The sequence below is a fragment of the Streptomyces sp. NPDC047525 genome, from assembly GCF_040643025.1.
Taxonomy (GTDB): Bacteria; Actinomycetota; Actinomycetes; order Streptomycetales; family Streptomycetaceae; genus Streptomyces; species Streptomyces durmitorensis.
The window spans coordinates 369,209-388,538 of the sequence record NZ_JBEYTL010000006.1 but is presented as its reverse complement, the minus strand read 5'-3'; the positions used below and the strand labels follow the sequence as shown (position 1 = coordinate 388,538).

Below are 19,330 nucleotides of genomic sequence, written 5' to 3'. Positions count from 1 at the left end.
TCCTACGTCACTCGGTGGCGATGGCACGCAGCACGTCCAGGCGTGCGGCCCGCCGTGCCGGACGCAGACCCGCGAGGGCTCCTGCCGCCAGGCCCACCAGGACGACCACCGCGAGCTGGACCGGCGGCACCGCGAACGCGAAAGCACTGCTCGTCGCGCCGTCCGAGGCCTTGACGAGCACCCAGCCGAGGAAGCCGCCGAGCACCAGGCCACCGGCCGTGCCGAAGGCGGCGACCAGCACCGACTCCCAGCGGACCATGGCCCGCAGCTGCGCCCTCGTCTGCCCGACCGCACGCAACAGGCCCAGCTCACGGGTGCGTTCGTGGATCGCGAGGGTCAGCGTGTTGGCGATGCCGAGCAGGGCGATCAGGACGGCGAGCGCGAGCAGGGCGTAGACCAGCGTGAGCATCATGTCGATGCCGCCCGCCGCCGACTGCGCGTACTCACCGCGGGTCTGCACATCCGGATTGCCGTACTCCTGCGCGGTCTTGGAGACCGCCGCCTTGCCGTCGGCCGCGCTCACACCGTCCTTGAACGTGACGGACACGAGACTGTCGGCATCCTGCATGCGGTGCGGCGCCCAGGCCTCACGGGTGATGACGTAGTCCCCCGCGAGCTCCGACCGGCCGAACAGCGCGCGGACGGTGAAGGTCGCCTTCTTGCCGTCGGTGAAGGCCAGCTCGGCCTTGGAGCCGACCTTCAGGTCCTGCTTCTCGGCCGCCGAGCGCGTGATGGCGATGCCGTTGGTGCCGAGGTCGTCGAGGGACCCTTCGACCTTGCCGAGGTCGAAGGACTTGGCGAAGGGGCCCGGGTCGGTGACGGTCAGGGCGCGCCCTTCCCCGTCGACCTCCGCAGCGCCCTTGCCGAGCCCGACCGCGGTCTCGACCTCGGGCTGTTCGGCGAGCGCCGGGGCCAGCTTGGGGCTGAGTCCGCTGCCGCCCGCGCCGAAACCCGGGGTGCTGATGGCGAGGTCGCCGGCGAAGGAGCGGTTCACCGTCTGGTCCATGGTGGCCTTCAGCGAGGCGCCGAAGACCGTGAAGAGCGAGACGACGGCGACCCCGATCATCAGGGCGCTCGCGGTGGCGGCGGTCCGCTTGGGGCTGCGCAGGGCGTTGCGCCGGGCGAGCCCGCCCGTGACGCCGCGCAGCCGGTCGAGGGGCCCGCCGAGAATGCGTACCGCCCGCGAGGACGCGACCGGACCGAGCACGACGAACGCGGCGAGCGCGAGCACCGCCCCGGCCCCTGCCAGCCACACGGACGGACTGACCAGGACGCCGGTCAGCGAGAGACCGACGGCGGCGAGCGCGAGGACCGACCCCGAGACGGCGCGCCCCCGCGAAGCCCCGGAGTGGTCGACCGCGGTCTCGCGCAGCGCGGCCAGGGGTGCGGTGCGCCCGGCGCGGACGGCGGGCAGCAGGGCGGAGCCCAGACAGACCACGATGCCGACGGCCAGCGGCAGCAGCATCGACAGGCCGCTGATCACCAGGTCACCCTCGGGGAAGGGGAATCCGATGGCAGGGAAGAGTGCCTGAAGCCCGGCCGCGATCCCGATGCCGCCCGCGAGGCCCGCGGCGGACGCCGCCACGGCGACCACGCTCGCCTCGACCAGGGTGGACGCGGTGACCTGTCGGCGCGAGGCGCCGAGTGCGCGAAGGAGGGCGTTCTCGCGGGTGCGCTGGGCGACGACGATCGCGAAGGTGTTGTGGATGCTGAAGGTGGCGACGAGCAGGGCGACGCCGGAGAAGACGAGCAGGAAGCTGGTGAAGAGCGTCAGGAACTGACCGGAGATGTTGTCGGTGTTCTCCGCCGCCGACGCCTCACCGGTGATCGCCTCAACTCCCTTGGGCAGTACGGGACTCAGCGCGTCGACGAGTTCCTGCTCGCTCACTCCGGGTCCGGCCCGCACCTGGATGGTCGCGGCCTCGCCTGGCTTCGGCGTCAGGTACTTCTCGGCGTCGGCCTGCGCCATGCCGGTGAAGGTGGTCTGCGCCATGCCGTCCTCGCCACCGAAGGTCGCGAGGCCCACGATCGTCACCTTGACGGGGTCGGGGGTGCGCAGCGTGGTGGTGTCGCCGATCTTCAGGTCGCCGGATTCGGCGGCGCCTCGGTTGACGACGACCTCGCCGGACTTGGCGGGGGCGCGGCCTTCGGCCAGCCGGTAGGCGTTCAGCTCTTTGTCGTCGATCCAGTTGCCGGCGAGGGTGGGCGGGCCTTCACCGCCTATGGGCTCCTTGTCCTTGCCGAGGAGCTGGCCCGCGCCCTGGATGGCGGGCGCCGCGGCGGCCACGCCGTCGGTCTGCTCGATCTTCTCGACGAGCGAGGTCTTGACGGGCTGCCGGGTGCCCTGGCTGTCGTCGGGGGTCGTGATGGTGTCCGCACTGCGGACGACTGCGTCGGTACCGCTCGTCGCGTTGCCGAACATCGTGTCGAAGCTGCCGCGCAGGGTGTCGCCCATGACGAGCGTGCCCGCCAGGAAGGCGACACCGAGCATGACCGCGAGGAACGTACCCGCGAAGCGCCGCTTGTGGCCGCGCAGCGAGGACAGACTGATGCGCGCGGAGGCGCTCAGGGAACTCATGACGGTGCCCCCTTGGTGCCTGATGTGGTGGTACCTGCTGTGGTGCCACCGGATGTCGTGGTGCCGGATGCGGTGGTGCTGGATGCGGTGGTGCTGGATGCGGTGGTGCCAGAGGTCGCCGAGGCCTTCGTGTCGAAGGCCTTGAGCCGGTCGAGGACCTTGTCGGCGGTCGGGTCCGTCATCGTGTCCACGAGACGGCCGTCGGCCAGGAAGACGACCTCGTCGGCGTGGGCGGCGGCCACCGGGTCATGGGTGACCATGACGACCGTGCGGTTCATCTGCCGCACCGCGCGGCCGAGGAGGCGCAGGACCTCCTCGCCGGAGCGCGAGTCGAGGTTGCCGGTCGGTTCGTCGGCGAAGACGACGTCCGGCTGACCGGCGAACGCCCGTGCCACAGCGACGCGTTGCTGCTGACCGCCGGAGAGCTCGGCGGGCCGGTGGTGGAGCCGGTCGCGCAGCCCCACCACGTCGATGAGGGCGTCGGTCCACTCCGCCGCCGCACCGTCACCACGCCTGCCCGCTAGGTCCATCGGCAGCGTGATGTTCTCGGCCACGGTCAGCGTCGGCACCAGGTTGAAGGCCTGGAAGACGAAGCCGATGCGGTCGCGGCGCAGCAGAGTGAGGCGTCGGTCGTCGAGCGCGCCCAACTCGGTGTCGCCGATGTAGGCGGCCCCCGAGGTGAGGGTGTCGAGGCCCGCGGCACAGTGCATCAGGGTGGACTTGCCCGAGCCCGACGGGCCCATGATCGCGGTGAAGCGTCCGGCGGGAAACCCGACGCTCACCCCGTCCAGGGCCCGTACGGCGGTGTCGCCACTGCCGTAGACCTTGACGGCCTCGGTGACGCGGGCGGCGTCGAGGGTGGTGGTGCCGCGGTGTCCGGTCGCGGTGGTCATGCCGCACCGCCCTTGGACGTACGCCCGAACTCCTCGTTCAGGACGGACAGACGCCGCCAGTACTCGTCCTCGTCGATCTCGCCGGAGGCGAAACGACGGCCGAGCACGGCGATGGGCGAGTTCTCGTCGATGCGTACGTTGCGCTCGGCGCCGTCCCGCTGCCACGGAGCCCGGCGGCCGCGCCACACGGTGCGGCGCAGGAGGGTGATGCCGCCGATCACGACGGCCGCCCAGATGAGCGGGAAGAACAGGATCCACGGGCCGGGCCCGCCATCGAAGTGAGCCAGGGTGTTCATCGTGTCCATCTCCTCGGGAGCGATTTCTGCGGCGTGTTGTGCGATGTCTTGAGACTCGCGCTCCGAGGGGGTCCGAGTCGTCGTACGGCCAGCGGCAGTGCGTGTACCACTGCGGGAGTACGTGGGGGCTGGGGGGCTGCTCCCGGTGGGGTCGGGGCAGCGATGGGGAGCCGTGGCCGGGCGCTGTACGTACTGGTATGTACAGGGCTTCGGTGGCTTCGCCGGTGAGGGCGAAGGGCAGCCACACGCACAGCTGGGGGCCGCCACCTAGACCTCTGTACCTACTAGTATGTACAGTACGTTCATGAGCACCCCGGAGCGTCTGATCGAGTCCACCCGCGAACTGCTGTGGGAGCGCGGCTACGTCGGCACGAGCCCCAAGGCGATCCAGCAGCACGCGGGCGCCGGACAGGGCAGCATGTACCACCACTTCGCCGGGAAACCCGACCTCGCGCTCGCCGCGATCCGGCGCACGGCGGAGGAGATGCGCGCCACCGCCGACGGCGTCCTCGGCGGCACCGGATCGGCGTACGAACGCATCGAGGCGTACCTCCTGCGCGAGCGTGACGTCCTGCGCGGCTGCCCCGTCGGGCGGCTGACGATGGACCCGGACGTCGTCGCGAGCGACGAGCTGCGCGCGCCCGTCACCGAGACGCTCGACTGGCTGCGGGACCGGATCGCCGGGATCGTCCAAGAGGGGCAGGAGCGGGGTGAGTTCGCGGCCACGCTCGACGCGCAGGCGATCGCGGCGACCGTCGTCGCCACGGTCCAGGGCGGTTATGTGCTGGCCCGCGCCTCGGGGTCGCCCGCGGCTTTCGACACCGGAGTTCGAGGCCTGCTGGCCCTCCTGTTCGCCGCCACCATCCCTGCCCCGTAGGCGCCACCACCCTTACCCCGCAAAGGAATTGAAGAGCGTGCGCATCACTCGCAACCGCCCCGAAAGCAAGGCGGGCCCCGCCGAGAACTTCACCGGCACGGTGTGGCTGGACGAGATCGCCGCGCCGCCGTCTCCCTCCCGGCTACGGATGTTCAACGTCCGCTTCGCCCCCGGAGCGCACACCGCCTGGCATCGCCACCCGCACGGCCAAGTCCTGCACGTCCTGGACGGCGAGGGTCTGGTGCAGCGCGAGGGCGGCGACGCGGAGACGATCCGCGCGGGAGACACCGTCTGGATCGAGCCGGACGAATGGCACTGGCACGGCGCCGCGCCCCGCACCTTCATGACACATCTGGCGGTCGTCGAGGCCACGGACGACGGCACGACCACGCACTGGGACGCGCATGTGGGCGCGGACGAGTACGCGGCGGCCTCGGACGAACACCCGGCGGCCTGAGCCCGAGGAGCGAACCACCATGCACGCGATGCAGTACGAGATCACGCTTCCGGCCGACTACGACATGGGCATCATCCGCAACCGGGTGGCGGCCAAGGGCCACTTGCTGGACGACTACCCGGGCCTCGGCGCCAAGGCGTACCTGATCCGTGAGCGCGGCGTCGACGATTCCCCCGTGAACCAGTACGCGCCGTTCTACCTCTGGAACACACCCGAGGGCATGAACTCCTTCCTCTGGGGCCCCGGATTCCAGGGCATCGTCGACGACTTCGGGCGACCTGAGGTGCAGCACTGGACGGGCCTCGCCTTCGCCGAAGGGTCGGCGTCGGGCGCCCCCGCGAAGTCCGCCGTGCGACACCGGATGCGCATCCCGGCCCGCACCCACCTCGGCGGCCTGGCTGCCGAACTCGCCGAGGAGGCAGGGCGTTTGGCACATCGCGAAGGGGCTGTGTACGCCGCGGCGGCCATCGACCCGCGCACATGGGAAGCACTGCTCTTCTCCGTCTGGGACCACGGCTCCCCCACGGGAGCGGGCGACGTGTTCCAGGTCCTGCACCTGTCCGCGCCGGAGCGCGACCTCCTCCCGGGAGGGCAGCAGTGGTGAGCGCGGACCGCACGGTCGGCACGGCTCGCACCGTACGTACGGTCCTGGGAGACGTCGCACCCGAGAGCCTCGGAATCTGCGACGCCCACGACCACCTTTTCCTGACGAGCCCTCAACTCCCCGGCCAGGAACTGGACTCGGTCACCTCGGCGGACCAGGAACTGGCGGCCTTCCGTGAGGCGGGCGGCGAGAGCCTGATCCAGTGGACGCCTTACGGGATGGGACGCCACGCGGGCGACCTGCCCTCGCTGTCCCGGACGACGGGCGTACACGTCGTCGCGGCCACAGGCCTGCACCAAGCGGCCCACTACACACCGGAGTTGCTGGACCGCCTGAGGGCCGAAGGGCTCGCAGACCTCTTCGTACGGGAGCTGACCGAGGGCATCGCCGACACCGGCGCAAGGGCGGGTCTGACCAAGGTCGCGGGCGGCTTCCACGGCCTGGACACGCACGCCCGCTGGACGATGGAAGCGGCGTCCGAGGCCCACCACGCGACCGGCGCCCCCATCGCCGTCCACCTGGAGCTGGGCACGGGCGCACTGGACGTACTCGACCTGCTGTGCGGGAAGTTGGACGTACCCCCGGGGAAGGTGATCCTCGGCCACCTGAACCGCTCTCCCGACCTCGCGATCCACCACCAGGCCGCCGAAGCCGGCGCGTACCTCGCCTTCGACGGCCCCTCCCGGGCCCATCACGCCACAGACTGGCGCATGCCGGAAGCCGTACAGACCCTGACCGAGGCAGGTTTCGCGGACCAGCTGCTCCTGGGCGGCGACACGACGACATCCGGGGCACGCGCGACGAACGGCGGACCCGGGCTGCCGTACCTGCTGCGCGGGGTGCGACCGCGACTCGAACTCGCCGTGGGGAAGGACGTGGTGGAGCGAATGCTGACGGTCAATCCGGGGCGGGCGTTCGCGGTGGAGTGGGCGTAGGAGCGGCCGCGTTCAGACGACCTCGGCCCGGAAGTCCGCCGCCAGGTGCGAAAGCAGCCGCGCCGGTGCGTCGTCCTGGATCGTGTGGCCCGCGCCGTCCACCCAGGTCAGTTCGGCGTGCGGGATGCGCGCGTGCAGGAACTCGGCGAACTCCGTTGGCAGCAGGCGGTCTTCGCTGCCCCAGATGATGCGGGTCGGCACGGTCACGTTGCCGAGGAGGGGCTCAAGCACGTCCGTCTGGGACTGTGCGAACTGGCGGTACTGACGGTAGAAGGCCGCCTGCCCCTTCATGCCGCGCCACGGGTCGATGTACGCGTCCAGGACGCCCGGTTTGTAACCGGTGTGTGTGGCGTGGCGGAGGTGGCTGGCCACCAGTGACTCATGGGCGTAGTCGGGGAGTTGCTCGAAGACGTGCGCGTTCTCGCGGATGAGCTTGAAGTAGCCCGTCCCCCACGCACCCCCGCCGACCGCGTCCACCAGCGTGAGGTCTCCGTACTCCGCACCCTCCAGGAGCAGCGCCCGCAGCGCCACCGCACCGCCCACATCGTGGGCGACGACACTGGGGCGGGACACGCCCCAGTGCGCGAGGAGACCGGCGAAGATCCTTCCCTGTGCCGCAAGACCGACGTCCTGCCCTTCCCGCTGCTCCGACTGCCCGAAGCCGAGCAGATCCCAGACGTAGACCTTGCGCGTGCGGGCCAGGGCGGGGGCGATCTCGCGCCAGATGTACGACGAGAACGGCGAGCCGTGCAGGAGGACCACCGGGTCGCCCTCACCGAACGATGCCCACCTCACGTACCCGTCCGACGTCTCGAACCTCTCCGCCAAGTGCCATGTCACTGGGTACCTCCCGCTGGCCGGAATCCGCAGTCCGCCCTGTCGTCCACTTGTCTTGGAGATCGACGTTACCAGTAGACGTACTTAAGGGGTAACCCCCGCCAGCCCTCGCGGAACCCTTGATTCGCGTATTGCACTGGCCGTTCCAAAACCGGTACCGTACCGACATGGCCCGACCGAGAACCTTCGACGAGGAACGGGCCCTGGACGCTGCGATGCACGCCTTCTGGGCGAATGGCTACGAAGCCACCTCGACCCAGGATCTGTGCGACGCCACCGGCCTGGGCCGCAGCAGCATCTACAACACCTTCAGCAGCAAGCACGAGCTGTTCCAGCGAGCCCTGGCCCGCTACATCGACTCCATGACATCCATCCAGGTCGAGATCCTGGAGGACGCGGAGCAGCCCCCGATGGACCGCCTCCGCGCCCTGTTCGCCCGCATCGTCGACTCCGAGTTCGAGTGCCGCAAGGACGGGCACAGCATCGGCTGCCTGACCGTCAACACGACCGTGGAGCTCGCCGGGCGCGACCCCGAGGCCGCCGAGATGCTCGCGCGTGACCTCGCGATGCGGCTGGCCGCGATCAGCGCCGTCATCCGTGCAGGACAGAGCGGCGGCGACATCACGTCCTCGCGGGACGCGGGCGATCTGGCCCGCTTCGTGAACGCCATCATCGGGGGCATGCGGATCGCCGCCCAGGGCGGCGCCGATCGAGACGCCCTCACCGCCATCGCCGAGACCGCCTTGGACGCGCTGAACCGCTGAGCCGCCCGCATCCCCACCCGTCGGCCTCCCGACCCGCCGACCTGCCGGTTTCCCGACTCTCCCCCGGCAGCGATCCCGCACGCCTTCATTGTGAACTGATTTTGAACTGTTCAGTCCATAACCAGCCGCACCCCCTCTCCACCCCACCCCTGACAGGAGCCCTCATGCCCCGCGCCGTCTATCTCCTGGCCCTAGGCATCTTCGCCATGGTGACCAGCGAGTTCGTGGTCGCCGGTCTGATGCCGCAGATGGCCGACGGACTCGACGCCACGATTCCGGAGATCGGCTACCTGATCACCGCCTTCGCCGCGGCGATGGCCTTCGGTGGGCCCTTCCTCACCATCGCGCTGCTGAAGATGCGTCAGAAGTCAGCGCTGACAGTGCTGTTCGGTATCTTTCTGGCGGGCAACGTCCTCGCCGCCCTCGCCCCGGACTACCGCACCATGCTGGTGGCCCGCGTCATCACCGGCGTCGCATCGCAGGCCTTCTTCGGCGTCTCCATCTCGCTGTGCGCACAGCTCACCCGTCCCGAAGTCCGGGGCAGGGCCATCGCGGTGGCTCTCAACGGGCTGATGCTGGGCACGCTCCTCGGCCTGCCGCTCTCCACCGTCATCGGTGAACACCTGGGCTGGCGCGCGGCGTTCTGGGCCATCACCGGCCTGACCGTTCTCGCCGCGCTTGCCACCCTCATCGGGGTTCCGCGCATCGAGCGCGCCGACGACGGCGGCAACCTCCGTCAGGAGCTCGGCGCCTTCCGCAACCCCCGCCTCTGGCTGACCCTCACCACCAGCACCTTCATCATCGGCGCCACGTTCTCCGCCTTCAGCTACCTCAACCCGATCCTCACCGAGGTCACCGGCTTCTCCACGGGCACGGTTCCCCTGCTGCTCATCGCGTACGGAGCGGCCACCGTCATCGGCAACACCATCGTCGGCCGGTTGGCCGACAAGCACACCGTCCCTGTCCTGCTCACCGGCCTGCTGCTCAACCTGGCGTTCCTCGCCGGTTTCGCCGTCTTCGCCCAACTGAGCGTGGCCGCCGTGGTGTTGATGATGGGGATCGGCCTGGTCGGGGTCACGATGAACCCGGCCCTGGTGACCCGCGTACAGCGCACGGGCAACGCCCGGCCGCTGGTCAACACCGTCCACTCCTCGTTCATCACCCTCGGCATCATCATCGCCACGTCCGCCGGCGGACCCGCCATCGATGCATTCGGTCTGCGGGCGCCGCTCTGGATCGGCGCCGTCCTCGCCGCACTCGGCCTCATCACGCTGCTGCCCGACCTGAAGCGGATGCGCAAGCTGCGCGACGACCGAACTACGCCCGCCGCAAAGGCAGTTGAGGCGCCGAGCAGCCCGGCCACGAGGAAGTCCGCGCAGGGGTCCGCAAAGGATTCCGCGAAGGAGTCCGCGCGCGTCTAGCCCAGCGCCCCGAGGGGGTCGTCGAGCACTGACTGCCAGGCCAGCTCGGCGGCCCCCACCAGGCTGTTGTGGTCCAGCGTGCAGGCCAGGATCGGTACGCCGCCACTGCGCCCCCACAGGCTCCGGTCGGCGACGACGGCACGCAGGCGCTCAGGGTCGGCCTCAAGGAGCGCGCGGTGCAGGCCGCCCAGGATGATGCGGTCCGGGTTGAGGATGTTCACCAGGCCCGCGAGCCCCAGGCCGAGGCGGTCGATCAGCTCCTCGGCGGCCGATCGGACCGCGGGGTCACCACCCGCGTCGCGCAGCAGTTCGCGGGCCTGCACCAGCAGCCCTTCGGGGCCGGGCTCGCGGCCCGCCGCCGTGAGGAAGGCCAGCGGGTCCGTCTCGACGTCCAGGCAGCCCCGGCTTCCGCAGTGGCACGGGCGGCCCTCCGGATTGACGGTGAGGTGGCCGACCTCGAGCGCGAGCCCCGAACTGCCCGTGTGCAGGCGCCCGTCGAGGACGAGCGCACCGCCCACACCCCGGTGCCCGGTCGCGACGCACAGCAGATCGCGGGCTCCGCGCCCGGCGCCGTGCCGGTGCTCGGCGAGCGCCGCGAGGTTGACGTCGTTGGCGGCGAACGCGGGTCCCGTGATGCCCGCGTCCCGTACGCAGTCGGCGAAGATCTGGCGCACCTGCGATCCCGCGGGCCACGCCAGGTGCAGCGGATTGAGCGCGGTGCCCTCCGGTTCGGCGACGGCCGACGGCACGGCGAGGCCCGCGCCCACGCAGCGCCTGCCCGTCTCCCGCAGCAGTTGCGCACCGGCGTCGATGACCGAGCCAAGCACCTGCGCCGGGTCGGCGTCGATCGTCTCGCAGCCGGGAGCGGTGGCGACGATCCGGCCGCCGAGCCCGACGAGGGCGGCCCGGAACCCGTCCGAGTGCACCTGCGCGGCGAGCGCCACAGGACCGTCCTCCGCGATGGAGAGCCCGTGCGAGGGGCGGCCCTGCGAACCCGCGGGCGCGCTCGGCCGCGCGTCGATCCGGATCAGGCCGAGCGCCTCGAGCTCGGCGGCGACGGCGCCCGCGGTGGCACGAGTGACGCCGAGTTCGGCGGTGAGCACGGCACGGGTCGGGGCGCGCCCGGTGTGGACGAGCTCAAGGGCGGGACCGAGCGCGCCGCGCCCGCGCTCCAGGCGCGTACGCGTGGACAGATCCCCCTCGGTACGGGAGGCAGCCTTGCCGTTCATGAGGGCGAGTCTCCCATGATCCGTACGCCGCCTCGCCGTTCACTCGTCATCTGCTCGTGCACTGCGCTTCCGCCGCCCTTCCCCTGCCGCCTCACGAGAACCTTCCGCTCACCGGTGACCGCCGCCTCACAGGAACTGTCTTGTACGCCATGGGGGCACACCTCTACTCTGACTTTGTGCCGCTCCTAAACAAAACCACGTCCGCAGCGTCGCGGGCCACTCCCCCGGGCCTCGCCCGGCTCCGTGTCGCACTCACCGTCTTCTTCGCGCTCGACGGATTCATCTTCGCCGGGTGGGTCGTCCGCATCCCCGCCATCAAGGAACAGACCGGCGCTTCGGCGAGCGACCTGGGCCTCGCTCTGCTCGGGGTCTCAGCGGGCGCCGTCATCACGATGACGCTCACCGGGCGGCTCTGCCGCCGCTTCGGCAGCCATCCGGTGACGGTGGCTTGCGGGGTGCTGCTGGCGCTGAGCATCGCGCTGCCGCCGCTGACGCATTCGGCGCTCGCGCTCGGGCTCGTGCTCCTGGTGTTCGGGGCCGCCTACGGCGGGATCAACGTGGCGATGAACAGCGCCGCCGTCGACCTGGTGGCCGCCCTGCGGCGCCCGATCATGCCCAGCTTCCACGCGGCGTTCAGCCTGGGCGGCATGGTCGGCGCGGGGCTCGGCGGGCTGATCGCCGGCTCCCTCTCCCCCACACGCCACCTGCTCGCACTCACCGTGATCGGCCTGATCGTCACCGCCGTCACCGGACGCATCCTGCTGCGCCTCGGGCCCCCGGCCCCGCCGAGCGACGTCCGCCGCGAGGACGCGACCGGTGCCCCACGGCGCCTGGACAGCCGCACCCGAGGCCTGGTCGTCGTCTTCGGCCTCATCGCCCTGTGCACGGCGTACGGCGAAGGAGCACTCGCCGACTGGGGCGCCCTCCACCTCGAACAGGACCTGAACGCCCACCCGGGCATGGCAGCCGCCGGCTACTCCTGCTTCGCGCTCGCCATGACGATCGGCCGCCTCAGCGGAACGACCCTCCTCGAACGCCTCGGCCAGACCCCGATACTCGTGGCCGGCGGCACCCTGGCCGCCGCCGGCATGCTCCTGGGCGCACTCGCCCCCTCCGTCTGGCTGGCACTCATCGGCTTCGCCGTCACCGGCCTCGGCCTGGCCAACATCTTCCCCGTCGCCGTCGAGCGCGCGGGCGCACTGGCCGGCCCCAGCGGAGTCGCCACCGCCTCCACCCTCGGCTACGGCGGCATGCTCCTGGGCCCACCCGCCATCGGATTCATGGCGGACTGGTTCACCCTGCCCACGGCCCTCACCAGCGTCGCCGTACTCGCGGCCCTCGCCGCGGCCATCGGCTACACCACCCGCCGCTGACGTTGCCGCGAAGCGGGCGTCCGGCCGGCCTCCACCGGCACGCCGGAGGTGACCGTCGCCTGCCACCGGTCCGGCCCGGGACGCGCTCTCAGGCAGGGACGAAGACGTCCTCGTGGGCCCCGTCGAGGATGAACCCGTTGTCGAAGCGGACCCGCACGCTCACGCGAGGCGCCCGTTCCTGGAAGGCGGTCCACGCGGGCTCCAGAGAGCCGACCTTCTCTTCGAGCTGCCTCCTGGTCTCCGTGGGCATCTCGTACCCGAAGGTGTCGAGCAGCGACTTGAGCCGCTCGTACTCGTGCACGTCGTCGCTCGCGTCCTGGTGGCCGACCACCTGCTCGACGGTCCCGCCGGTGCCCGCCGCCAGGGACAGGAACCCGACGACGACCCCCGACACCTCGGCCGAATCGGTCAGCGGGGTGTCCGCTGCCAGCACCACCCGCTGGCCTGTCTTCAGAGTCATCTGCTCCCCATCTCCCCTGCGTCGGCTACGTCCGCTACGTCCGCGCGGTGCAGGAACGCCTCGACGAGGCGGTCGGTGAAAGCCTGGTCGACGGGTCCGCCGTCACCAGGACGCGGTGGTAGAACGGTCCCACGAGTTGGTCGATCTCCGCCGCCATGCCGAGTCCGGCGGCGAGCTGGCCGCGCGAGCAGGCCGAGGGCTGATCCCCGGGGACCGGTCGAGGTCACAGCATTCGGTCGACAAGCCCGTCGACGTAGTCCGGGGTGAACTCCATGCCGAACAAGACGCGGATGTACATCGGGGCCAGGATGTGGTCCAGCACGCCGAGCGCGTCAGGTGCGTTCTCGCCACGCTCGCGGGCGCGATCGAGCATGGACTGCAGTTGCCGGGTGCGTTCGGCGCGGAGTTCCTCACTCGCCTCCAGACCCTGCTGACCACTGCTCGACAGGGCGACAGCCAGGCGCACCAGCAACAGACCGTCGGGTCCGGTGATCTCGCGGGCCACGTTGGCCGCGTAAGTGCGCAGGTCGCCGGCCAGGCTCCCGGTGTCGGGCATCGGCGACTGCGCGTTGAGGCGGGTGAGCACCACATCGCTGAGCAGGTTTTCCAGGCTGCCCCACCGGCGGTAGATGCTGCTGTCGGCTACGCCCGCGCGGGCTGCGACCTGGCCGACGGTGAAGTTGCCGTAGCCGCGCTCGTTGATCAGGTCGATGACGGCCTGGTGCACCTCCGCGCCGACGCGGGCGCTGCGCCCGCCGGGCCGCCGGGCTCGCTGTCGTTCATTCATGCCCTCACCTTAACGCAGTTGCCACTTGCGTTTACGAGGCACCCTCCCTACAGTCTCCTAACGCAGCCACCGGCTGCGTTAGGGCGCCCGGAGGCTGGCCACGTCGGCTCGGCCGTGGAGGGGCGCAATTGACGATGGAGAGGAATCCCCATGGCTGCATCGCCTGAGGCCGTAGGAAGTCGGCCGAACCGGGCCGTGCTGCTCACGGTGACCTGCCTGGGCCAATTCATGGTCCTGCTCGACAACACGATTGTTGGAGCAGCGCTGCCCGATATGCAGCACCGGCTGCACACTGGGCTGACCGGTCTGCAGTGGATCGTCGACGCGTACGTACTGCTGGTCGCCATGCTGCTGCTGTCCGGCGGTATCTTCGCCGACCGGTTCGGCCGCAAGCGGGTGTACCTGACCGGCGTAGCGGTGTTCACCGTCGCGTCGGTGCTGTGCAGCCTCGCGCCCTCGGTCGGCTGGCTGGTCGCCGGCCGGGTGCTGCAGGGCATCGGGGCCGCGGCGCTGGCCCCTGCCTCGCTCGCCCTGCTCGCCGCCGCCCATCCCGTGCCGCAAGAACGCATCAAGGCGATCGGGCTGTGGGCCGGATTCAGCGGAATCGGTCTGGCCGCAGGCCCCGTGGCCGGCGGCGTGCTCACGGATGCCTTCGGCTGGCCCGCCATCTTCCTGGTCAATCTGCCCATCGGCGCGGTCCTGCTGCTGGTCGGTCTGCGCAGCCTTGAAGAGACCCGCAATCCGAGCGCCCCCGCGATCGATGTCCCGGGGACGGTGCTGTCCGTTCTGGGGGTGGGGGCTCTGACCTACGGGCTGATCGAGGGTGGTGCCCGCGGCTGGACGTCGCCGGTGATCCTGGGCAGCTTCACCGCCGCGGTGATCCTCCTCGGCGCCTTCGTCGCCGTCGAAGCGCGTCGCTGCGCTCCGATGCTGCCGCTGCCGCTGTTCCGGCAGCGCCTGTTCACCGTGTCCAACACCGCCATGGTCGTGGTGGGGTTCGCGCTCATGGGTTCGTCGTTCTTCTTCTCCCAGTTCTTCGTCTACGTCCAGGGCAGCTCGATCCTGCGCGCCGGCCTCCAGACCCTGCCGCTGTCCGTCGCCATGGTGATCGTCAGCCCGTACGCGGGCCGGCTCGCCGCCCGGTACGGCTTCCGAATCCTGGTCACCACCGGCCTGGCCCTGGCCGGCCTGGGCCTCCTTGCGCTCGGCATGGTGCACGCCGACACCGGCTACGGGAACGTGTGGTGGCGGCTTGGAATCGTCGGCATCGGCTTCGCCCTGACCATGTCCCCACTGACGGGAGCCGCCATCCAAGCAGTCAGCCCGCAGGAAGGCGGCCTCGCGTCAGGCATCAGCAGCACCACCCGGCAGATCGGCGCGGTGCTCGGCGTGGCGGCACTCGGAGCCATCGTCCGCACCCGGCAATCCGGCGGCGCCTCCTTCGAGACCGGCCTCAACAGCGCCTTCCTCGCTGCCGGAGCCGTCACTTTGGCCACCGCCGTGTTCACCGGCCTGTGGCTGGCGAGGTCCGGGCCCGCGGAAGGCGCCGCGGCGCCGCAACGTCCCACCGGTCCAGGTGCGGTCACCACCTCGAACGAGGCATCCGCGAACAGCCGTTGACACCTCCCGGCCAACAAAAGGATCACGCTCCGCGCCTCTCACAAAGAAGTGACGTCGGTGAGGGTTCTGAGAACGGCCCTCGGGTGATCACGTTCCCGCAGGTCGCCGCGCGAAAGTGCTCTCTCCCTCACTCCGCCTGCTCCCTGCGCCTACGGGAAGGTCCCCAGGACCAGGCCAGATCAAGGTGCTGGGCGCAGACGTGACGGGGTAGAACGATGGGAGGTCAACGAGAGGGGCGCGCCGAGTGGACGCCAGCGTTGCAGCGATACTTGGTGCAGCGATCGGTGCTGCCGGCGGTGTGGGCGGCGGACTGCTCACCCTCAGCACGCAGCTCCGGAGTCTCGACGCTCAGCATCGCGCAGAGGAGAAGCGCTGGCTCGCGGATGTGCGCCGCGAGACCTATACGGGCTTTGTCACTTGCGCGAAGCAACTTTCCAATGCCGTCTGGAAGGCGTCCGATCTGCTGCACGGCGAAGGCGGTGTCGAAGACTGGGAGAGTGCCCGCGGCAGCGTGCACGACGCCTGGACTCAGTTCAGTGCCGCGTCAGCGGCGGTCACGATGGCCGGCCCGCACACGGTGGCCGCGGCCGCTGAGGATCTGCGAGAAGCCCTGCGGCAGTGGGAGCTGTTGACTGGCAGCTGGATTCGAGCCGCGATCCAGCAGGGTACGGGTCGTCTCGCGGAGCACGACCGGCAATTCATGGCGGGGTTCGAGGCCAAGAAGCCCCTGGAGGTCGCGTTCCAAGTAGCCGCACGGCGGGCATTGGGAACCGATACCTGAGTCTCCAGAGGCCGGGGGCAGCTCGCAGAGACGGCAAGCAGTCGAGTACCCGTACTTCGACCAGCTCGTCCGGGCCGGTCCTCCGAGGGTCTGCCGGTGGAGTGGGCCCACGGGTGGGGAGCCGGGACGGGGCACGGTCGTCACCGGCCCCGTCGAGCCCTACTTCGTCGCACCTTGTGCGAAGCCGTTGTAGATGTAGCGCTGCAGGGCGAGGAAGACCAGCAGGGTCGGCAGGATCACGAGGATCGCTCCGGCGGAGATGTTCTCCCAGTGCGCGCCGAACGGCCCCTTGAAGCGGAACAGGGCGGTGGACATGGTGCCGTGCTCCTCGGAGGGCATGTAGAGGAAGGGGATGTAGAAGTCGTTGTACGTGGTGATGCCCTTGACGATGACGACCGTGGCGATGGCCGGCTTCAGCAGCGGCAGGATGATCTTGCGGTAGATGGTGAAGGTGTTGGCCCCGTCCAGACGGGCCGCCTCGTCGAGCGAGGTCGGGATGGAGCGGATGAACTGCAGGAAGATGTAGATCGACACGATGTCGGTGCCCATGTAGAGCAGGATCGGGGCCCATCGGGTGTCGAACAGGCCGAAGCTGTTGACCACTTGGAAGGTGGCGACCTGCGTCGTCACGCCCGGGACCAGCGTGGCGATCAGGAAGAGCGCCATCACCGTCTTCTTCAGACGGAAGTCGAATCGGTCGATCGCGTACGCGGTCATGGAGCCGATGAGCACGGTGCCGGTGATCGAGAACAACAGGATGAACGCCGTGTTCCCGAACGCGGTGAGCATGTGCCCGTCGTTGAAGGCCGTGGCGTAGTTGGAGAAGTTCAGCCAGTCGCCGGGCAGACTGAACGCGCCGCCGCCGTCGCTGACTTCGCGTGAGGTCTTCAGCGAGGTGAGGAAGACGACGACGAGCGGTACCAGCACCACGAGCGAGGCGACGGCCAGGGACAGGTAGGTCAGGGCCGTGCCGAGCCGGGGCCTTCTGGCGGTGCGCCGGTCGGAGGGCGCGAGTGCGGTCATACGAGGTCCACCTTGTCGTCGGGCACGAGCCGGCGCTGGATCCAGGTGATCACCAGGATGATCAGCAGGAGCACCACGGCACAGGCGGAGGCCAGGCCCGTCTTGTTGAACTGGAAGGCGAGCTTGACCGTCTGGATGACGAAGGTCGAGGTGCCGGTGGCGCCGCCGGTCATGATGTACGGGATCTCGAACACGGCGAGCGAGCCGGAGATCGCCAGGATGACGCTGAGGGAGAGCACGGGCTTGATGCCCGGCGCGATGATGTGCCGGAACTGCTGCCAGCGGCCGGCCCCGTCCAGTTGGGCCGCCTCGTACAGCTCGCCGGGTATCGACTGGATGGCGCCCAGGAACAGCACGAAGTTGAGGCCGGTGAAGCGCCACACGGACACCCCGGCGAGCGAGGTGTTGGCCGACCGGGGATCGCCGAGCCAGGCGTGGTCACTGCCGACGCCGAACCAGGACAGGAGCGAGTCGAGCGTGCCGCCGTCCTGGAAGAAGTAGAGGAAGACGAAGCCGATGGCGACGCCGTTGATGAGGTAGGGGAAGAAGAGGATCCCCTTGAAGAAGTTGCGGAAGCGCAGATCGAAGCTGAGGAGAGTTGCGAAGTACAGCGCGATCACGATCTGCACGGCGGACGCGGCCAGGTAGTAGAAGCTGACGAAGAACACCCGGAACAGCTCGGGGCGCGTGAACAGTTGGGTGTAGTTGTCCAGGCCGGTGAAGTTCCGGTCGGGGCTGACGCCGTCCCAGTCCGTGAAGCTGTAATAGATCATGTTGCCCACGGGGACGTACGTGAACGTGATCAGCAGGGCGAGCGGCGCCAGCAGGAAGAGCCACGGGGTCAGCCGTCGCAGCGGATGGTCGCGCCAGGAACGGACGGGAGGGGCCGGGTGCCGTTCCGGCTTCCGGCGCGGGGAGAGCTCACGGCCGGCGGCGGGCGCCTTGCGGGTGGTGTCGGTCATGTCGGGCAGAGCCTTTCGTCGTCCGCGGAAGCGGAGCGGTGCGCACGGCTCGTCGCACCGTGCGCGCCACCCGTCAGGAACCGGCGGTGCTCGCCGCGTCGGCCCAGCGCTTGTCGAGGTCGGCGAAGTAGTCCTTGAGGCTGCCCGGCTGGGCGCCTCGGGCGATGTCGATCAGCTTCTGCCGGTAGTCCTGCTTGGCCAGGCCGATCTCGGAGGCGTTGTCGATCGCGTTGACCTGCCCGGTCTTGGCCTCGGACCGCTCGATCATGCTGACATCGTTGTCGACATAGGGCTTGAGGGTGTCCGGCATGGGCGCGGACTTCAGGGCGGAGACGGCACCCTCCTTGGCGGAGTAGCCGGACTGCTCGGTGAACCAGTCGATCCAGGCGCGGGCGGCGCCCTTGTGGTCGGAGTGGATGTTCACCGCCTGCTGGTAGTCGGAGAGCAGCGTCGCGCAGAACGTGCCGTCCTTCTGGGCGGGGAAGGGCAGGAACCCGATGTCGTCCGGGTTCTCGCCGGCCTTCTTCGCCGCGTCCCGCATCTGTGTGATGGCCCAGGAGCCGAGCAGCATGCTGCCGACCTCCCCCTTGGCCAGGAGGTTCTTGGAGTTCTCCCAGTTGGTGGTGGTCGGGTCCTTCTCGGCGAGCTTGTCGTGCACGATGTCGTGGAGCAGGGTGTCGATGACGTTCAGCTCACTGCCCCCGGCCCACGGCTTGTCGGAGGTGGCGAGTGCGTCGGAGGCCTTCTTGTCGCAGCTGACCGAGCCGATGCTGTTGGTCCAGGGGCTGCTCAGCGGCCAGCCGTCCTTGAAGTTGGTGTAGTACGGGGTCGCGCCGGTCTTCGACTTGACCGCCTTGAGGTCGTCGAGGAACTGGGCGGGCGTGGTGGGCCAGTCGGTGATGCCGGCCTTCTTCCAGAGCGCCTTGTTGTAGACGAACCCGTTGGCGGTGCCGAAGCTGGCGATGCCGTACGTCTTGCCGCTGACATCGGTCTTGCCGGTGAAGCGGTACTTCTCTCTCATCCCGGCGGTGTCACCGAGCGGGGCGAAGAACTTCGGGTAGTCGTTCTTGGCGATGACGGCGGGGATCATGAGGACGTCGCCGTAGTTCTCCGTGTTCATACGGATCTTGACCTCGCCCTCGTAGTCGGTGATGCCCTCGAACTTGACCTTCACCTTCGGGTAGGTCTTTTTGAACTCGGCGGCGTACTTCTTCATCGCGCCGCTCTGCACCAGGTCCGTGCGGTGTGTCAGCACGGTGATGTCGCCCGACACGCCCCCCGGTTCCGAGGGCGCGGTCGCGGTCTCGTTCGACGGCGTGCCTCCGCCACTGCACCCCGCGACGGCCAGCATCGCGGTGGCAAGCAGCGCGCCGGTCAGCGTCTTCCTCCCCATGTGCCCAACTCCTTCCAAGGGTTACGGCTCAGGCGGCCCC

19 protein-coding genes are annotated in these 19,330 nt (G+C 69.7%); 9 read left to right on the top strand and 10 right to left on the bottom strand.

The window, feature by feature from the left end; genetic code table 11:
• Positions 1-7: 7 nt before the first annotated feature.
• From ABZ833_RS19965 to ABZ833_RS19955, 3 genes are read right to left on the bottom strand one after another with little or no spacing between them, the layout of a single operon-like run.
• On the bottom strand, positions 8-2,569 hold the full coding sequence (locus tag ABZ833_RS19965) for an FtsX-like permease family protein (RefSeq protein ID WP_361048753.1): 2,562 nt from the start codon (positions 2,567-2,569) through the stop codon (positions 8-10).
• 5 nt (positions 2,570-2,574) lie between these two features.
• On the bottom strand, positions 2,575-3,471 hold the full coding sequence (locus ABZ833_RS19960) for an ABC transporter ATP-binding protein (protein ID WP_361048397.1): 897 nt from the start codon (positions 3,469-3,471) through the stop codon (positions 2,575-2,577).
• Positions 3,468-3,767 carry an SHOCT domain-containing protein gene (locus tag ABZ833_RS19955; RefSeq protein ID WP_344523883.1) on the bottom strand — a complete coding sequence of 100 codons (300 nt, stop codon included), beginning with the start codon at positions 3,765-3,767 and terminating at the stop codon, positions 3,468-3,470. The genes ABZ833_RS19960 and ABZ833_RS19955 overlap by 4 nt, the downstream gene beginning before the upstream one ends.
• Before the next feature lie 304 nt (positions 3,768-4,071).
• Between ABZ833_RS19955 and ABZ833_RS19950 the strand changes: the two genes are divergently transcribed.
• The 4 genes from ABZ833_RS19950 to ABZ833_RS19935 are packed head-to-tail and all read left to right on the top strand — an operon-like array spanning position 4,072 to position 6,640.
• Positions 4,072-4,644: a TetR/AcrR family transcriptional regulator gene (locus ABZ833_RS19950; protein WP_361048395.1), complete on the top strand. Its 573-nt coding sequence runs from the start codon at positions 4,072-4,074 to the stop codon at positions 4,642-4,644.
• Between the two features lie 37 nt (positions 4,645-4,681).
• Entirely contained in the window at positions 4,682-5,101 is a 420-nt protein-coding gene (locus ABZ833_RS19945; protein ID WP_361048393.1) for a cupin domain-containing protein, read from the top strand.
• A 19-nt stretch (positions 5,102-5,120) separates the two neighbouring features.
• Entirely contained in the window at positions 5,121-5,705 is a 585-nt protein-coding gene (locus ABZ833_RS19940; protein WP_361048391.1) for a DUF4865 family protein, read from the top strand.
• Positions 5,702-6,640, top strand: coding sequence for a phosphotriesterase (locus ABZ833_RS19935; RefSeq protein WP_361048389.1), 939 nt, complete (start codon positions 5,702-5,704; stop codon positions 6,638-6,640). Before ABZ833_RS19940 ends, ABZ833_RS19935 begins: the two co-directional genes overlap by 4 nt.
• Positions 6,641-6,652: 12 nt before the next feature.
• Here the strand turns inward: ABZ833_RS19935 and ABZ833_RS19930 are convergent, their stop codons facing one another.
• A complete protein-coding gene (locus tag ABZ833_RS19930) occupies positions 6,653-7,480 on the bottom strand; it encodes an alpha/beta hydrolase (protein ID WP_361048387.1) in 828 nt (275 codons plus the stop codon).
• 164 nt (positions 7,481-7,644) lie between these two features.
• Between ABZ833_RS19930 and ABZ833_RS19925 the strand changes: the two genes are divergently transcribed.
• Together ABZ833_RS19925 and ABZ833_RS19920 are read left to right on the top strand one after the other, a co-directional pair.
• On the top strand, positions 7,645-8,241 hold the full coding sequence (locus ABZ833_RS19925) for a TetR/AcrR family transcriptional regulator (RefSeq protein ID WP_361048385.1): 597 nt from the start codon (positions 7,645-7,647) through the stop codon (positions 8,239-8,241).
• A 164-nt stretch (positions 8,242-8,405) separates the two neighbouring features.
• Positions 8,406-9,662, top strand: a complete 1,257-nt coding sequence (locus tag ABZ833_RS19920; protein WP_361048383.1) for an MFS transporter — start codon at positions 8,406-8,408, stop codon at positions 9,660-9,662.
• On the opposite strand, the gene ABZ833_RS19915 is transcribed toward ABZ833_RS19920, so the two are convergent.
• Positions 9,659-10,891, bottom strand: a complete 1,233-nt coding sequence (locus ABZ833_RS19915; protein WP_361048382.1) for an ROK family protein — start codon at positions 10,889-10,891, stop codon at positions 9,659-9,661. The two genes, ABZ833_RS19920 and ABZ833_RS19915, sit on opposite strands and share 4 nt — an antisense overlap.
• A gap of 176 nt (positions 10,892-11,067) precedes the next feature.
• Here ABZ833_RS19915 and ABZ833_RS19910 point away from each other — a divergent pair, with 176 nt between their 5' ends.
• The gene (locus ABZ833_RS19910; protein WP_361048380.1) at positions 11,068-12,264 is read left to right on the top strand and encodes an MFS transporter; all 1,197 of its coding nucleotides are present in this window, start codon (positions 11,068-11,070) and stop codon (positions 12,262-12,264) included.
• Positions 12,265-12,352: 88 nt separating this feature from the next.
• Here ABZ833_RS19910 and ABZ833_RS19905 read toward each other — a convergent pair whose 3' ends face one another.
• Positions 12,353-12,724, bottom strand: a complete 372-nt coding sequence (locus ABZ833_RS19905; RefSeq protein ID WP_361048378.1) for a hypothetical protein — start codon at positions 12,722-12,724, stop codon at positions 12,353-12,355.
• A 223-nt stretch (positions 12,725-12,947) separates the two neighbouring features.
• On the bottom strand, positions 12,948-13,511 hold the full coding sequence (locus ABZ833_RS19900; protein ID WP_361048376.1) for a TetR/AcrR family transcriptional regulator: 564 nt from the start codon (positions 13,509-13,511) through the stop codon (positions 12,948-12,950).
• A gap of 150 nt (positions 13,512-13,661) precedes the next feature.
• On the opposite strand from ABZ833_RS19900, the gene ABZ833_RS19895 reads away from it, so the two are divergent.
• Entirely contained in the window at positions 13,662-15,131 is a 1,470-nt protein-coding gene (locus tag ABZ833_RS19895; RefSeq protein WP_361048374.1) for an MFS transporter, read from the top strand.
• Between the two features lie 244 nt (positions 15,132-15,375).
• Positions 15,376-15,912 carry a hypothetical protein gene (locus ABZ833_RS19890; protein ID WP_361048372.1) on the top strand — a complete coding sequence of 179 codons (537 nt, stop codon included), beginning with the start codon at positions 15,376-15,378 and terminating at the stop codon, positions 15,910-15,912.
• A 159-nt stretch (positions 15,913-16,071) separates the two neighbouring features.
• On the opposite strand, the gene ABZ833_RS19885 is transcribed toward ABZ833_RS19890, so the two are convergent.
• From ABZ833_RS19885 to ABZ833_RS19875, 3 genes are all read right to left on the bottom strand, one after another.
• Entirely contained in the window at positions 16,072-16,935 is an 864-nt protein-coding gene (locus ABZ833_RS19885) for a carbohydrate ABC transporter permease (protein ID WP_361048370.1), read from the bottom strand.
• Positions 16,932-17,897 (bottom strand): sugar ABC transporter permease, encoded by a 966-nt coding sequence (locus ABZ833_RS19880; protein WP_361048368.1) that lies wholly within the window; start codon positions 17,895-17,897, stop codon positions 16,932-16,934. Before ABZ833_RS19880 ends, ABZ833_RS19885 begins: the two co-directional genes overlap by 4 nt.
• 73 nt (positions 17,898-17,970) lie before the next feature.
• A complete protein-coding gene (locus tag ABZ833_RS19875) occupies positions 17,971-19,290 on the bottom strand; it encodes an ABC transporter substrate-binding protein (RefSeq protein ID WP_361048366.1) in 1,320 nt (439 codons plus the stop codon).
• Positions 19,291-19,330: the final 40 nt, after the last annotated feature.

What these genes read in the sequence shown, in the direction of transcription:
- ABZ833_RS19960 (WP_361048397.1), bottom strand. Translation starts at nt 3,471, where the DNA reads ATGACCACCGCGACCGGACACCGCGGCACCACCACCCTCGACGCCGCC.
- ABZ833_RS19955 (WP_344523883.1), bottom strand. Translation starts at nt 3,767, where the DNA reads ATGAACACCCTGGCTCACTTCGATGGCGGGCCCGGCCCGTGGATCCTG.
- ABZ833_RS19950 (WP_361048395.1), top strand. Translation starts at nt 4,072, where the DNA reads ATGAGCACCCCGGAGCGTCTGATCGAGTCCACCCGCGAACTGCTGTGG.
- ABZ833_RS19940 (WP_361048391.1), top strand. Translation starts at nt 5,121, where the DNA reads ATGCACGCGATGCAGTACGAGATCACGCTTCCGGCCGACTACGACATG.
- ABZ833_RS19925 (WP_361048385.1), top strand. Translation starts at nt 7,645, where the DNA reads ATGGCCCGACCGAGAACCTTCGACGAGGAACGGGCCCTGGACGCTGCG.
- ABZ833_RS19920 (WP_361048383.1), top strand. Translation starts at nt 8,406, where the DNA reads ATGCCCCGCGCCGTCTATCTCCTGGCCCTAGGCATCTTCGCCATGGTG.
- ABZ833_RS19915 (WP_361048382.1), bottom strand. Translation starts at nt 10,891, where the DNA reads ATGAACGGCAAGGCTGCCTCCCGTACCGAGGGGGATCTGTCCACGCGT.
- ABZ833_RS19905 (WP_361048378.1), bottom strand. Translation starts at nt 12,724, where the DNA reads ATGACTCTGAAGACAGGCCAGCGGGTGGTGCTGGCAGCGGACACCCCG.
- ABZ833_RS19900 (WP_361048376.1), bottom strand. Translation starts at nt 13,511, where the DNA reads ATGAATGAACGACAGCGAGCCCGGCGGCCCGGCGGGCGCAGCGCCCGC.
- ABZ833_RS19895 (WP_361048374.1), top strand. Translation starts at nt 13,662, where the DNA reads ATGGCTGCATCGCCTGAGGCCGTAGGAAGTCGGCCGAACCGGGCCGTG.
- ABZ833_RS19885 (WP_361048370.1), bottom strand. Translation starts at nt 16,935, where the DNA reads ATGACCGCACTCGCGCCCTCCGACCGGCGCACCGCCAGAAGGCCCCGG.
- ABZ833_RS19880 (WP_361048368.1), bottom strand. Translation starts at nt 17,897, where the DNA reads ATGACCGACACCACCCGCAAGGCGCCCGCCGCCGGCCGTGAGCTCTCC.
- ABZ833_RS19875 (WP_361048366.1), bottom strand. Translation starts at nt 19,290, where the DNA reads ATGGGGAGGAAGACGCTGACCGGCGCGCTGCTTGCCACCGCGATGCTG.